Raw genomic sequence first — 15,436 nt, 5'->3', positions numbered from 1 at the left:
GTTTTTATATAAAAAAACTATAATTTTGAATTGAATAGAAATCAAATTTTGCTCGGTTATAGTATTTTTTGGATATATTATAACACAGCAAACCCAAATTGAATGTGCATCATAAAAAAATTAGAACTTTGGAAAACCAAACTTTAATTTAAAAATAGTGAACGATAACTTGAAATAGATTGCCACCAATATTTTTCGAGAAGTTTGCATGAAAAATAAAGTCCTTAAATAAGTAAATAAATAAACTGTGAATTTAAAAACGAATAACCAAAAAGCTCTCCATAAGCACACTAAATCTGGTCATAGCCATTTTAATCTGAATATTTTCGGAAAAAACACAGAGCTTTATTTTGCTGTAATTAGTGGTGTATTTTGGGTTTTAGGGTTGGGCTTTTCTTTTGTCTCTGGTTTTGCAAATACAACAACAACACTTTTTATTATTGGAGCGATTTTTGGAGGTGTTTTTACTTTCATTTCGGCAGGTCAAGATTTGTTAAAAGGTCAGTTTAAAATTGATTTTTTGATGTTATTTGCAGCTGTAGGTGCTGCCATATTGGGGAAATGGGGTGAAAGCGCCTTGTTGCTCTTTTTGTTTAGTCTAGGTCATGCCTTAGAGCATTATGCTATGGAACGCGCACGTAAATCTATTACTGCGCTTTCAAACTTAGCACCCTCAGTGGCACTTGTTAAATATAATGATGGGTTGAAAGAAGTCCCGATTGAGCGCCTAAAAGTTGGGGATATTATTGTCGTTAGACCAAACTCGAAAATCGCTGCCGATGGTGTAGTTGCTAAAGGCACAAGTGCCGTGGATCAAGCATCGATAACGGGCGAGAGTATGCCCATTAACAAATATCCGAGTTCTAACTGGCAAGATGAAAAAGAGATTACAAAACTTCTTCCTGAACACCGTGTTTTCGCAGGTACCATTAATGGTAGCGGTGCGCTAGAAATTAAAGTTTTAAAGGAAGCAAAAGACAGTACGTTGTCACGGCTAATTTATTTAGTAAAAGAAGCCGAAACACAAAAATCACCAACGCAACATCTTACAGATAAATTTGAAAAGTATTATGTTCCTGTTGTACTTCTTTTTGTTGTGTTATTATTATTTGGGTTTTTAGTTATTGATGAAACTTTTCAAGAGAGTTTTTACAGAGCGATGTCTGTATTAATAGCAGCTTCACCTTGTGCACTTGCCATTTCTACACCTAGTGCTGTATTAGCTGGAATTGCTAGAGCAGCACGTCAAGGAGTGTTATTTAAAGGGGGGCGTCCGCTCGAAGATTTAGGAGGGATAAGTGCTATTGCTTTTGATAAAACAGGGACACTAACCGAGGGCAGACCAACCTTAACAAACGCCATTCCCTTTGGTGAAGTCACCAAAACAGAGCTTTTAAAAGTGGCGGTGGCTGTCGAGGCATTGAGTGATCATCCCCTGGCAGCCGCAATAGTAGATGGTGGTAGAAAAGTATTGGGAAATATTGAGATCCCAATAGCCGATAAGCTTAAATCTTTAACGGCGAGAGGCATTCAAGCTAGTTTGAATAGCAGTACTGTTCACATTGGGAATAGAAGGCTTTTTGAAGAACTTACTGGTGCTCGTGTTCCTGATGACATAGACCAGAAGATGGCCGAGCTTGAATCTACTGGCCATACGGCTATGATTGTGCATCGAGATGAGGAGTATTTAGGCATAATTGCGGCAATGGATATCGCAAGACCCGAAGCTATTGCAACCATAACCAAACTAAAAAAAATAGGCATTAAGCGCATGATTATGCTTACAGGTGATAACCAAAAAGTGGCAAACGCCATTGCCAAAACTCTTGGAATAACAAATCCTATGGGCGATTTACTACCCGAAGATAAGGTTAAGGCTATAGAGCAATTAATACATCAAGAAGGCGCGGTTGCTATGGTTGGCGATGGGGTAAACGATGCGCCTGCAATGGCAAAAAGTACGGTGGGGATTGCTATGGGAGCAGCAGGATCGGATGTTGCTTTAGAAACAGCCGATATTGCACTAATGGCAGATAGGCTCGACAATCTTCCGTTCGCTATAAGTTTAAGTAGGCAAGCAAATCGCATCATCAAACAAAACCTAATAATTAGTTTAGGTATGGTCATGTTTTTAGTGCCTTTAACCCTTATGGGTGCCATAGCTATAGGTCCCGCTGTTGTTGGTCATGAAGGCTCTACAATTATTGTAGTCTTAAATGCTTTGAGATTGCTGAAATTTGAGATGAAAACAAATAATAATACAGCCTAAATTGTTTTTTTTAAAGCTTTGGGTACAAAAACAACCGTTAATTCATAAGATTTTACAAGGTCATTTTTTTAACAGGGAAACAACTTTTTTTACACCAATGGTAGCGGGTTCTGCGATAACGGTTAAGTTTTTATTACTAATCATATTGGGCTTAGGATCTATGAAAAATGTTGGTGTATTTTCGGGTACATAATGCATTAAACTTGCCGCGGGATAGACTTGCATACTGGTGCCAATTACAATTAAAATATCAGCAGTTTCACAAATACTTATGGCTTTGGGTATTAGAGGTACATCTTCACCAAACCAAACAATGTGTGGTCTTAATTGATGGCCGTTTTTGCAAGTATCTCCCAAAACCAAATCGCTCTCCCAGTGCTTAATATCATTTTCATTCCCAGTGCTTCTCACTTTAAATAATTCGCCATGTAAATGAATCACCATAGAACTTCCAGCTTGTTCGTGCAAATTATCAACGTTTTGCGTGATAATGGTTACCTGAAAATCGGTTTCTAAATGCGCCAAGTCTTTATGCGCCTCATTGGGTTTTACCTGTAATAGTTGTCGTCTGCGTTGGTTATAAAAATCTAAAACTAATGCAGGGTTATTGCTAAAACCTTGGGGTGAAGCGACCTCCATAACGTCGTGTCCTTCCCATAAACCATCGGCATCTCTAAAAGTACTTAAACCGCTCTCAGCACTAACTCCAGCACCAGTGAGTACAACTATATGTTTTTTCATATTTTAAAAAGAAGTTATTTATAATTTAAACAAAGTAAAAAATTTGATTCAATTTTACTAATTTCGAAGTTTAACTTTTACGATGATCGATTTAAAACTTTTAGAACATTTAGAAACTTACCTAACTCCAGAACGTAAAGCGCGTTTTGATGCTGTTTTATCCCAACGAACCAAACATTTTACGGTGGCTACCGAAGATGTATATCAATTGCATAACACCAGCGCAGTAATGCGAAGTTGCGATGTGTTTGGTATTCAGGAAATTCATATTGTTGAAGAGCAGAATTCAAAGCGCATAGATAGAGAAATTGCTATGGGTGCTCAAAAATGGGTGGATATCAATAGGTTTCATGCCGTAAAAGATTGTCTGCAAGATTTAAAACAAAAGGGGTATCAAATAGTAGCGACAACCCCACATGAAAACGATGCTGTACTTCATGAATTTGATGTGACAAAAAAATCGTGTTTTTTCTTTGGAAGAGAGACCGAAGGCCTATCGGAAGAAGTTATTGATCAAGCTGATTGTTTTTTAAAAATACCTATGTTTGGATTTACAGAAAGCTTGAATATTTCGGTATCGGCAGCCATTATTTTACAACATGTTATTACAAAACTGAAACAAACAGAGGTTAATTGGCAATTATCTGAAGAAGAAATGCTTGTAAAACGTTTGGATTGGATTAAAAAAACGATTAAAAGTTACGACGATATTGTTGAGCGTTTTTATAAACTTTAAATAATTATTATAAAAACACTAGCCTTAGTTAATCTGAATCGACTATTTAAGGCTAGTTAATTATGCTTTTAATACATTGCCTTAATCTTACTAAGTTTAGTTTTCCAAAGCTCTAAATCTTTTTTGTGTGCCTCAATATTATGGTGGACTTCTTTCACTAGCGGATTCTCATCATCAACATTACTAAAAAACTGCAGGTTATTCTCTAGTTGATTAATTTGGCTTTTAACCTCGTCTATTTTCTTTCTAATAAAAATACGTTCATTATCAAGGTTTCTAGTGTCGTTATCGCCACTGCTTAAGTTTTCTAGTTTATTTTCATATTTAATCATTTCTAAGGCATTCTTATCCATTTTCAATTTAGAAAATAATCCGTCTAGTAATTTATTAAACTTCCCTTCAATATAACGTTTGTCGTTTGGCACTCTGCCAATACTTTTCCAGGTGTCAATTTGTGCTTTTATAGTAGATAGGTCTTTATCTTTATCTCCAGATAAGCTTAAATCTTTTAGGCTATTTAAAAGTTCTTGCTTTTTGTTATAAGCATCTACTTGTTCTTGACTGGCAGCATTTCTTTGCGCATTTAATTTATCAAAATAATGGTTGCATGCGGCTTTGAATTGTTTCCATATTTTGTCGCTGTCTTTGCGAGGCACATGACCAATTTTTTTCCAATCACTTTGGATTTTTTTCATCAGTGGCGTTGTAGCCTCAAAATCGTCACTATCTTTATTGTCTTCTGCAATTTTAATAAGTTCTAACTTTTTTTGAAGGTTCTCAAATTGTTCCTTTTTTAAACCTTTATAAAATGCATTTTTATTTTTGTTAAATGCTCTAACGGCAGTTTTAAATTTAGCCCAAGTGGCTTCGTTAACTTTTATAGGCACTTTACCAGCATTAAAAAAGTCGTTTCGCAAAGCTTCTACTGTTTTTATTCTCTTTTGCCACACACTATGGGAGCCATTTGTTTGGGTGTTGATGGCTTCAATTTTTGCGATAATGGCAAGTTTGTTTTCCAGGTTTTTTTCGTAAACCTTGTCTATTTCCTTATAGTATTCTTGACGTTTGTCATTAATAATTTTTGTAGCCGCTTTAAATCGCTCCCAAATGTCTTCGCGATGTTCTCTAGCTACCGGACCAAGCTCTTCTTTCCACATTTTATGAAGTTCTTGTAATTCTCTAAAAGCCCGCATCACATCCGTATCTGCAGCAAGTTCTTCAGCTCGCTCAATAATTTTTAACTTTTTGTCTAAATTGTGTTTAAAGTCTAAATCGCGTAGGTCTCTGTTTAGGTGTAAAAAGTCGTAAAACATTTCTACATGGTGGTGGTACGAATTCCATGCGTTATTGTACTTATCTCTTGGTATTGGTCCTGTATTCCTCCAGCGTTCTTGAAGTTCTTTAAAGTGCTTGTAGGTGGTGTTAATGTTTTCTTCAAGATTTACTAAACCTTTTAACTCTTCAATAATTTGGAGTTTATCTGCTAGGTTTTGTTTCAGGTTTTTCTCTAAACTTTTATAGTGTTCGTTTAGCTTATTTCGGTATTCTTTATAAGTGGCCTTATAACGCTTTTGGATGGGAGATGAGTAGAAAAAATCTATTTCGTTACCGCCATTGTTAAGAAAATCCGATTTTTTCTCATCCAGTAAAGCTTGAAACTTGGTTTTAAATTCACTATTTATAGAGTCTACATGAGACTTAATAGCTTGAATTTTTTGAGTTTTTATAAGGGTTTCAAGTTCTGCCGTTAAAGCTTCTAAAGACATTTTGTCGTATTCTTTAACCGTAATGGTATGTCGATCTTTATTACCATCGTCTTCAGCGTCTTCTGCATTAGATGTTTCTATTTCAGTAATAACATCTTCATTATTAGGGGTGTCCTTATTAGGATCTTCTTTTGTTGAAGTTTCTTTAATCTCCTTGTGCGTATCTGCATTTGCAGATTGATTTGAAGTTTCAAGTGATACAGATTCTTTTAAATCTGATGTGGTGTTTTTTACCCCTTCATCGTTGGTATTAACTGGTTTGTTTTCTTCTATTCCGTCGGCTTTGTTTGCCTTATCTATCTCAGACATTTAAAAAATGTTTAGGTTCGTTTAATACTTTTAATTGTTTAAAGATAGTAACAAGTATAGTATTTACAAAACTGAATAAACTTTTTAATAAGTTAAATTGGTTTTTTAATGTAAATCCCAAATAGACCAAGCTTTTTCGGCTTGAAATTTCAACATATCCAATCCGTTTATAATTGTAGCGTTAGCGTTTTTTCCGTGATTGAGGAATTTGGTTTCTTCAGGATTGTAAATTAAATCGAATAGAATATGTTTCGCCGAAATTGCGCTGTAGGGAATGTTTGGACAATCATCTACATTTGGGAATGTACCTAAGGGTGTGCAGTTTATGATAATTTGATGATCTTTTATAATGTCTGGAGTTAAAGTGGCATACGTAAATTGAACCTGTTTTGAAACTGTTCGAGATACATAGCTGTAGGGGATGTTAAGGTCTGTTAAGCTATAAGCAATGGCTTTACTCGCCCCTCCAGTGCCTAAAATTAAAGCTTTTTTATGCTGTGATTTTAAAAATGGTTTTAATGATTTTTTAAACCCATAGCAATCTGTATTGTAGCCTACAAGCTTTCCTTTTTTAGTTATTTTTATGGTGTTTACAGCACCAATAGCCTTTGCTTTTTTGTTTAATTTATCGAGATAAGGAATAACCGCTTCTTTATATGGAATGGTAACGCTGAGACCTTTTAGATTTTTTGTATTTTTTAGTATCTCGGGAAATAAATCGATGGCGTTGATATCGAAATTTTCATAAGTGATATCCTTAATGTTTTCGTTTTTAAATTTATTTTCGAAATAGGATTTTGAAAATGAATACGATATATTTTTGCCTAAAAGTCCTAGTTTTTTCATTTTGTTTTTCTTGTTTTTTTACCGTAAGCTTCAAGGGCTAATACTATAAGCATGCCTATAGCAATAAATATCACGGCATAGAAAGTTTCTGTGTTTAATTCGGGTATAAATCGTTTGTAATTAGATATGATTTTTTCTCCGGTAGAATCTAGTATAAAATTGCCATTTTCGTTTATTTGATAAATGGTTTTTTTCCATGGCCAAACCACACCTAAAGACCCTACAATAAAGCCTATAATGGCGGCTAGCGTAATGCTTTTGTAATGCTTTAGGATATAACTTAAAAGATGAGAGAAAGTTACCAAACCTGTTATCGAGCCTAAAGTAAAAACTCCTAAAACCTGTAATAATCTTAAGCGTTTAGGGTCTTCAATAAAATTGAAATTTCCGGTAAGAATATCAGAGACGCTATCGTATAAAGCATTTACCGAATCCACTAATAATAATACATAATTACCTAAGATAATAAGAATAAAGGAACCAGAAAATCCGGGAAGGGTCATTCCTGAAACGCTAATTATTCCGCAGAAAAATACAAACCAAAGGTTATCGTTTTCTTTAGCAGGGTTTAAAAAGCTTACACTTAAACCTAGGGCGATACTTACAAATAGCGCTAAATAAGTTCTGTAATTCCAGTCTTTAAAATCCTTATAGAGATAAAAAATAGAACCGATAATCATCCCAAAAAAAACACTCCAAACAAATAATTCATAATGTTTTATGAGATAATCTAAGATTTTTGAGACACTAAAATAGCTAATTACCATCCCGAGGAAAAGTAAACTTAAAAATCGTCCGTTTATATATTGATAGAAACTTTTAAAGCGTCCATTAATTAATAGCTTTAATGCTTTGCCATTCACTTTTTGAAGCGAGTAAATAAACTCTTCGTAAAAACCAGCTACAAAAGCTACAACACCACCAGATACTCCAGGAACTTTGTTAGCCGCTCCCATGCCTAATCCTTTTAGAATTAGAAAAATCTTGTCTGTAAAAGTTCTGGTGCTTTGCATTATATTTTTTTAGAGCCTAGTTTTTCTAAAATAAAAATAGTAAAAAATCCCAGAATCATTAAGCCAATGGCTTGTATGGTTTGCGGGTTGGTATAATTATTTATTTCCGAGTAGTGGAAGGCAGAAACACTGCGTTCTATTACGGTTTTATACCCTTCGAAAGTATTTGTGCTTTTTTGCCAAACCGCAAGTGTTCCCAGGTTAGACACTTCGCTAAAAGGCATAACTTCTCCTGTTTGATCGAACATTACCGAAACTGTTTTTTTCCACGGCCAAACTTTATCTAAAGATCCAAAGATAAAACCAGTAAGTATAGCCAGTGTGATGTTGTGATAATGTTTAAACAGCCATTTTAAAACATGACTAAAAGACAGTAAGCCTACAAGGGCGCCAGTGGCGAAAACAGCTATTTTTTTTACATCGAAATCATGAATAGCAACACTTAAGGTTTTGTATGCCCCAAGAATTATTAAAATAAAAGAACCAGAAATACCTGGGAGTATCATAGCGCAAATAGCGAGTGCCCCCGATAGAAATAAAAACCAAGAATTATCGTTATTGGCAAGCGCGGGCAGGGTAGTAATATAGTAGGCTATTGCGGCACCAACTATTAAGCTTAATACTGTAGCGATAGTCCATTTAGAGATTTGTTTTCCTACAAAATAAATACTGGCTACAATAAGTCCAAAAAAGAACGACCAGATTAAAATAGGGTGATGTTCTAGTAAGTATTTGGCAAGCCTCATAAACGAGATAAAACTAACGATTACCCCGAGTAAGAGTGCAGTTATAAAATTACCGTTAGCCTGTTTCCAAAAGGCGCCTATTCCTTTTGTAAAAAGCGTTTTAAATAAGGCGAGGTTAATGTTGCTAATACTCGAAATAAGTTCTTCGTAAATGCCCGAAATAAAAGCGATTGTGCCACCAGAAACTCCAGGAACAGCATCTGCTGCTCCCATGGCGACACCTTTTAAAGAAATAATGACATAGTCTAATAAACGTCTTTGCATATTTTGATTTTTAAGCAGCAACCAAAGGTATGTATTTTAATTAAACGTTTACTTACGGATTTGTTTTAAGTAGGTTTTTTACTAGTATTCTTTTAGAGATGATCGGAAAAAGCTCTTCTATAATAAAATTGTATTCTCGGTTATGCTTTAAACCGTTTTTTAAATAAAAAGTGCCTTTGTCGTTTTCGTTTATAGAGAAATAAAGCCCAGCTAAACGATACTCCAATTCGGCGTTCTCTGGGTAAAACTCTGCGGCTTGCTCAAAATTATAAATCGCTGCTTGAGGTTCTCCTAATTTTATTAACAAGTCGCCTCGAGATAACCAAGTGTTTAATTCGTAATTACCCAGTTCTAAAGTTTTTTTATAGCCGCGTTCTGCTTCTTCAAATAGACCTAATCTTTGATTAATTTGCGAGTACAACTTCCAGTATATAACGTTTTCTGTGTCAAGATTAATGGCTTTATTAATGTAATAAAGCGCCTTCTGGTAATTTTGTTTTTTATTAAAAAACTTTGTAATTGCGATCCAACCTTTATCTAACATGGGGTCTTCGTGCACAGTTTTGTAATAATATTGAACCGCCAAATCTTCATTTTTTAGTTTCTCGTAGCACTTGCCAATTCGCAATAAGGCAAACGATGTTGGATCTTCTAAGTTGAGGGTAATTTTGTAATTTTCTATAGCGTCGTTGTAGCGTTTTAATTTTTCAAGAACTTTACCGCGTTCTAAATATGCGCCCACAAATGTATCATCTGAAATGATGGCAAAATCATAAGCCGATAGGGCTTTGTTGTACTCTTTTAGTACAAAATATTGTTTTCCTAGTTGATGCCAGGCGACTTCACAATAGGGGTTTTTATCTAAAAACGTATTTAAAAATGTTATTGCAGCTTCGTTATCGTTAAGGTATTCAAAGCAATAAATAACATTGTAAAGTGCCGAGTAGTCATTTATGTCATGCTCTAAACATTTTATAAAATAGGTTTTAGCATTTTCAAATTGATCTAAAAATAAATATTCCATGCCTATTAAAGCGTATAAATCTACAACATCATTAGTGAGTTCTACAGCTTTTTTTAAGACCTCAATAGCTTTTAAGTGATCATTTCTTTTAGATAGAATATTTGCTTTTTGAATATAGATCTCTTCATTAAAAGGGTCTAAATTGTAAAGTTCATGTAATAATGTATCGGCATCATCCAACTTATCTTCAAAAACAAAAATTTCAACTTTAAATAGTCTTAAGTTAATTGAAGTTGGATGCTGGTCTAAACCAAATTTAATCGCTTTTTTGGCAATGTTAATTTTACCTTCATTGAGGTAGTGATGAATAATATTTTCAAATTCTTCCGAGTCGAAAAACAAAACATGATTTGTTTTTAGCATCGATTCAAATTTTATTATTGGTAAATTATCGTTGTCGTTATAACTAAACTCCATAAGCACTTTTGTGGTTTTCTACTTTTAATAAAGTTAAGACTCTAACATTGTTTTTATGCATGACATCTTAAATCTTTTTAACAAAGTAATCAACAGTTATACCATAACTGTCGTTTTTGCATTGTTTTTTTGTTATTGTTTGTGGTTTTAAATCGTGTTTTGCTTTTCTAAAGTATCAAGAATTTTGATAATGAGTGCACAGCCTTCGGTGATTTCTTTGTTTGAAATAGTTAAAGGCGGTGTAATTCTTACCGCTTTAGGCTCAAAGAGCAACCAGAACAGTATTAATCCATGATCTTTACAACTTAGAATTAAATCGTTTGTTATTTTTTCAGAAGGTGTTATAAGGGCGAGCATTAGTCCTTTTCCTCGAATTTCTTTAATTAAAGGATGGATTAATAGTTTTCGAAATAATTGCTCTTTCTCAAGAACGTCCTCCATGATTGTGCTTGTAGTCACTTCTTGTAATGTTGTTAAGGCAGAGGCCGCAATAACGGGGTGTCCTCCAAAGGTGGTGATATGACCAAGTTTAGGCTTGTCTGCTAATAAATCCATAAGTTTTTTAGACGCTGTAAATGCGCCAATTGGCATACCGCCGCCTAAACCTTTTCCTGTCACCAAAATATCTGGAGTGCAATTGTAATGCTGAAATCCAAAAAGTTTGCCCGTTCTGCCCACTCCAGGTTGAATCTCGTCTAAAATGAGTAAGGCGCCAACTTCTTTACATCGGTTTTTAACTTTTGTTAAATAATTATCTTTGGGTTCAATAAAACCAGCACCTCCTTGAATAGTTTCTAAAATAACACAAGCGGTGTTTTGGGTTATATATTTTAAGTCTGATGTATTATTAAAATCAATAAATCGAATATGAGGCAGTAGCGGACGATAGGCTTGTTTGCGTTCTTCAAATCCCATAACACTCATTGCTCCCATGGTATTGCCGTGATAAGCATTCTTAGCTGCAATAATCTCACTTCTTCCTGTGGCGCGTTTTGCCAATTTTAAGGCCCCTTCTATGGCTTCGGTTCCTGAATTTGTTAAATAGGTTTTGTTTAAAGATTCAGGTAAATAATCGGCTAATAACTTTGTAAGCTTTACGGCGGGTTCTTGAATATACTCGCCATACACCATAACGTGCATATACTTATCTAATTGCGATTTTATCGCACTTACCACTTTGGGGTGGTTGTGACCCAATGTACATGCTGAAACACCAGCAACAAAATCAAGATGCGCTTTATTATTAGTGTCGTATATATACGAACCTTTAGCATGCGAAATCTCCATGGCTAAAGGATGGGGCGAAGTTTGTGCTTGATGTTTAAAAAAATCGGTTTTCATTTACTGTTGGTTTGTAGCCTTTTTAGGTTTTCTTGTGGTTTCGAGTTTGGTAGTGTCTAGCATCATACTATTCTTGTTAGGTTTTGGTAAATTTCTCGATGCTTTAGACTTTTGGTTTAGAGTGGGTCGAGCTTCTTTATCTGCTTTTTCGATACGTTCTAGCATCCCTTCATCTACAAAGTCTTCTTGAGGCACATAGTCGTCTAGACCTTTTATTATTGGTAAAACCAAAGGCGGATTATCCTTAAATAAGTCTTCTACACTTTTTGGGCGCTCATCTTCTCGCCAATCGAAACCTTTTAAAAGCTGCTCGTTTTTAGGGTATTTAGATTCGGGGTATACATTGCCGTCTATTTGATTTATTTTTCTAACCTCTTCAATATCTCGATTTTCGATTAAAATTTTAATACTCCCAGATTTCGATTTATCAATCCCCACTAATTCATTATCGTCATTTCTCAAATAATATATAGACTGCGCATTTTGAATGATATCTACCTGATACAAGTCATTTTCTTCATTGAATAAGCCGTATAGTTTTTTTCCGTTTATCTGGTTGTAACCAGTGCCTAAGGTGTCTTTGCTTATTATAAAAGCATTATCGAAAACAATAAGTGAATCTAATTTATCGGTTTTAGTATTAGATTTTAAATGTATGGTATCGCCTGTCATTTGATTTTTTATATTCCAAATAATGGGTTTTCGTTTTACGGCGAAAGCATCATCTACATCAAATTTCGAGATGTTTATAAGTTGTGTTAAACCAGTTTCTTGATTCATGTGTATAGAGTCTGCTTTAGCGCTCATATCGCTTTTGTAGATACGGGCATTTCTAAAAGCTCTCGTAATGCGTTTATCTGGTTTGCCAGTTAGCATAAGTGTGTCTGCATGTATATAAATAGAATCTTGCTGTTGCTTGGTAATTGCCAACGCGCGTTTTGTTATAAACATCGAGTCTTTTGGTCTAAAAACTTCAGCATAATGACCACGCAAAAGGCTCTTGTTTAAACTATCGGTAACGGTTATGTTATTGGTTGCTGAGGCAAAACCGGTATTATTGTCAAAATATAAACTATCTCCTTCTATAGTTCTATTGTTGTAGTTTATTTTGGCTTTTTTCATCGCATAACCTGTTTTGGTTTTGGTATCGTAAAAGCCTTTTTCGCAATAGGTTACACTCTCTGGAGTGGTAATAGTAGAAGGGCCAAATAAGTAGGCGTGACCACTATCTGAATAAAAATCAAAAAAATTAGATTCTACTTTGGCTTCTTCGTTAATTAAAACCACATTTTCAACAAACTGGTATTTTTTGTTTTCCATATAATAGCGTCCAATTTTACTAGTAATTGTACCAGACGAATCTTTAACCACTGTACCTCCAGCATTATAAAAGGCTTGTTGTTTGGTGCGATCAAAATATAAGGTGTCTGTAGAAATAGTGGAGTTCGGATCTTTTAAAACCACATTGCCACTAGCGAAGGCTAATTGCGTTTTACCACTGTACTCAACATATTCTGAGGTCATATTAATCGTGTCTCCTTGCTTTACAATAACATCGCCATAGGCTTCAACAAAATCTTCATTACCATAATGTATCGCCTGGTCGCACCACATATTTACGCCGCCGTGAATAACGTGTACTTGTTGTTGGTCGTTGCGCGTAAGTATTTTTGCTCCAGGGTGCAATTTTTCATCGATATTGACAAATCCAGCAAATTCAATTTTAATCTTCTTTGCGTCTTGGCTATAACCAAAATGCCCAATGCAAATAAAAAGTATGCTGTAAAAAAGATAAGATAGTTTCAAGGTGAAAAAGTTTAAGGCAAAAATAACGATAATAATGATGTTTAATTATCTGTTATGTTTTTTTTATGATTTATACCAAATTAACCATGTCATGTCACCCATAATTCGTTGACTCACATCTTTCTATTTTACAAATAGTTGTTCATAATGTGCTTCGCAGTTCTTTTTCGTCTGTATTTCGGTATAAAATAAAACCACAACTTTGGCTATGCTTTGATTTTAGCTCACGCTTCTAATATAGTAAAAAAAAGAGTTCGTGAATCTGCGATTTCTATCTCATCTGAACAATAAAGAATTCAAATTAACCGTACGACATTTTAAAATTAAATTGGTTTTACAACGAAATAAAAAACGCTTCAAAATAAGTTGAAGCGTTTAAATTTCTATGTTTTAATAGCAGCCTATTTCCTAAAAATAGTCTGTTTTCTATCGGGACCTACAGACACCACAGAAATTGGTATTTCCAGTTCTTTTTCTATAAATTCAATATAGTCGTTTAAAGGTTTTGGGAATTCTGAAGCGTTACTCATTTGTGTTAAATCTTCAGACCATCCTTTGAACTCGGTGTATATCGGTTGTACGTTTTGTGGTTCTATATTGTAAGGGAAATGATGAATAATTTCACCTTTATATTTGTATGCGGTACATATTTTTAAGGTTTCGAAACCAGAGAGCACATCGCCTTTCATCATCATGAGTTGTGTAACACCATTTACTTGGCAAGCGTATTTTAAGGCTATTAAATCGAGCCAGCCACAGCGTCTTGATCGTCCGGTAGTCGCTCCAAATTCTCTACCAACTTGAGCCATGGTTTCCCCATCTTTATCGAATAATTCTGTAGGGAAAGGTCCAGATCCCACACGGGTTGTATAGGCTTTAAAAATTCCAATAACTTCGCCAATTTGATTTGGCGATACACCTAGACCGGTACAAGCACCAGCTGCCGTAGTGTTACTAGAGGTTACAAAAGGGTAGGTTCCAAAATCAATATCTAGTAAAGAGCCTTGAGCGCCCTCTGCTAGAATAGATTGTCCTGCTTTTTGTGCTTGGTAAATATATTCTTCAGAATCGATAAAAGTTAAAGATTTTAAAACTTCAATCGCTTCAAAAAATTCTTTTTCTAACTCGGCTAAATTATATTCAACGTTAACATTGTAAAATGCAATCATCGATTCGTGCTTATTTGCAAGGGCTCTGTAACGTTCTTTCCAGTCGCTTAGTTCTAAATCGCCAACACGAATACCATTACGTCCCGTTTTATCCATATAAGTGGGACCGATACCTTTAAGTGTCGATCCTATTTTAGCCTTTCCTTTAGAGGCTTCACTAGCAGCATCTAACAAGCGGTGTGTTGGCAGGATAATATGTGCTTTACGTGAAATGACTAGAGTTTTTCTGTAGTCTACATCTTGCTCTTCTAGTTTATCTAGTTCTTTTTTAAAGATTACGGGATCTATAACTACCCCATTTCCTACTAAATTGGTCGCATTTTGATGAAAAATTCCAGAAGGAATTGTGTGTAATACATGTTTTTTTCCGTTAAACACAAGTGTGTGTCCTGCATTTGGACCACCCTGAAAACGTGCAATAATGTTGTAGTTAGAGGTAAGTACATCAACAATTTTTCCTTTGCCTTCGTCTCCCCATTGTAATCCTAGAAGTAAATCTACTGCCATTTTAAAATTATTTGTTTGATTTTCTATTCCCGTAGAAATAGAGTGAATGATTATTTATCTCAATATCGAAAACCTCTTCGATTGTTTTTTTTATAGATTGAATTCTTGGATCGCAAAATTCGATGACCTCGCCAGTGTCTGTTAGTATTACATGGTCGTGCTGCCTATCAAAATACGATTTTTCGTAATGCGCTTGATTTTTACCAAATTGATGTTTTCTAACTAGACCACATTCTAAAAGCAGTTCGATAGTATTATAAAGTGTAGCTCGAGATACCCGATACTTTTTATTTTTCATGGTGAGATACAAAGACTCGATATCGAAATGTTCGTTACTATTATAAACTTCTTTGAGTATAGCGTAACGTTCGGGCGTTTTTCGATGTCCTTTATTTTCTAAAAAGCTTGTAAATACGCTTTTAACGATGTCTTGATTTTTTTTTTCTATTTTCGGTTCCATAATGTCATGGCAAATTTACACT

Annotated in this window: 12 protein-coding genes; 2 read left to right on the top strand and 10 right to left on the bottom strand. The window is 34.8% G+C overall.

Going from position 1 to position 15,436, the window contains the following annotated elements; translation table 11 throughout:
* Positions 1-247 precede the first annotated feature (247 nt).
* Positions 248-2,269 (top strand): heavy metal translocating P-type ATPase, encoded by a 2,022-nt coding sequence (locus tag FEZ18_RS02405; protein WP_153266844.1) that lies wholly within the window; start codon positions 248-250, stop codon positions 2,267-2,269.
* 60 nt (positions 2,270-2,329) lie between these two features.
* On the opposite strand, the gene FEZ18_RS02400 is transcribed toward FEZ18_RS02405, so the two are convergent.
* Positions 2,330-3,010: an SIR2 family NAD-dependent protein deacylase gene (locus FEZ18_RS02400; RefSeq protein WP_153266843.1), complete on the bottom strand. Its 681-nt coding sequence runs from the start codon at positions 3,008-3,010 to the stop codon at positions 2,330-2,332.
* An 82-nt stretch (positions 3,011-3,092) separates the two neighbouring features.
* On the opposite strand from FEZ18_RS02400, the gene FEZ18_RS02395 reads away from it, so the two are divergent.
* On the top strand, positions 3,093-3,746 hold the full coding sequence (locus FEZ18_RS02395; protein WP_153266842.1) for a TrmH family RNA methyltransferase: 654 nt from the start codon (positions 3,093-3,095) through the stop codon (positions 3,744-3,746).
* Positions 3,747-3,814: 68 nt separating this feature from the next.
* On the opposite strand, the gene FEZ18_RS02390 is transcribed toward FEZ18_RS02395, so the two are convergent.
* The 9 genes from FEZ18_RS02390 to FEZ18_RS02350 all read right to left on the bottom strand — a co-directional run bounded on the left by FEZ18_RS02390 (position 3,815) and on the right by FEZ18_RS02350 (position 15,414).
* A complete protein-coding gene (locus tag FEZ18_RS02390) occupies positions 3,815-5,821 on the bottom strand; it encodes a DUF349 domain-containing protein (protein ID WP_153266841.1) in 2,007 nt (668 codons plus the stop codon).
* A 105-nt stretch (positions 5,822-5,926) separates the two neighbouring features.
* Positions 5,927-6,667, bottom strand: a complete 741-nt coding sequence (locus FEZ18_RS02385; protein WP_153266840.1) for a shikimate dehydrogenase family protein — start codon at positions 6,665-6,667, stop codon at positions 5,927-5,929.
* Positions 6,664-7,680: a DUF368 domain-containing protein gene (locus tag FEZ18_RS02380; RefSeq protein ID WP_153266839.1), complete on the bottom strand. Its 1,017-nt coding sequence runs from the start codon at positions 7,678-7,680 to the stop codon at positions 6,664-6,666. The genes FEZ18_RS02385 and FEZ18_RS02380 overlap by 4 nt, the downstream gene beginning before the upstream one ends.
* Positions 7,680-8,690 carry a DUF368 domain-containing protein gene (locus tag FEZ18_RS02375; protein WP_153266838.1) on the bottom strand — a complete coding sequence of 337 codons (1,011 nt, stop codon included), beginning with the start codon at positions 8,688-8,690 and terminating at the stop codon, positions 7,680-7,682. The genes FEZ18_RS02380 and FEZ18_RS02375 overlap by 1 nt, the downstream gene beginning before the upstream one ends.
* A 52-nt stretch (positions 8,691-8,742) precedes the next feature.
* Positions 8,743-10,131: a tetratricopeptide repeat protein gene (locus tag FEZ18_RS02370; protein ID WP_153266837.1), complete on the bottom strand. Its 1,389-nt coding sequence runs from the start codon at positions 10,129-10,131 to the stop codon at positions 8,743-8,745.
* Positions 10,132-10,278: 147 nt separating this feature from the next.
* Positions 10,279-11,472, bottom strand: coding sequence for an aspartate aminotransferase family protein (locus FEZ18_RS02365; protein ID WP_153266836.1), 1,194 nt, complete (start codon positions 11,470-11,472; stop codon positions 10,279-10,281).
* Positions 11,473-13,278 carry an OstA-like protein gene (locus tag FEZ18_RS02360; protein ID WP_153266835.1) on the bottom strand — a complete coding sequence of 602 codons (1,806 nt, stop codon included), beginning with the start codon at positions 13,276-13,278 and terminating at the stop codon, positions 11,473-11,475. It abuts the gene before it with no gap.
* Between the two features lie 401 nt (positions 13,279-13,679).
* Complete coding sequence (locus tag FEZ18_RS02355) at positions 13,680-14,954, bottom strand: adenylosuccinate synthase (RefSeq protein ID WP_153266834.1); 1,275 nt, start codon at positions 14,952-14,954, stop codon at positions 13,680-13,682.
* Between the two features lie 7 nt (positions 14,955-14,961).
* Positions 14,962-15,414: a Fur family transcriptional regulator gene (locus tag FEZ18_RS02350; RefSeq protein WP_153266833.1), complete on the bottom strand. Its 453-nt coding sequence runs from the start codon at positions 15,412-15,414 to the stop codon at positions 14,962-14,964.
* Positions 15,415-15,436 lie beyond the last annotated feature (22 nt).

The organism is Oceanihabitans sp. IOP_32 (assembly GCF_009498295.1).
Taxonomy (GTDB): domain Bacteria; phylum Bacteroidota; class Bacteroidia; order Flavobacteriales; family Flavobacteriaceae; genus Wocania; species Wocania indica.
This window is presented reverse-complemented; position numbering and strand designations above follow the sequence as displayed.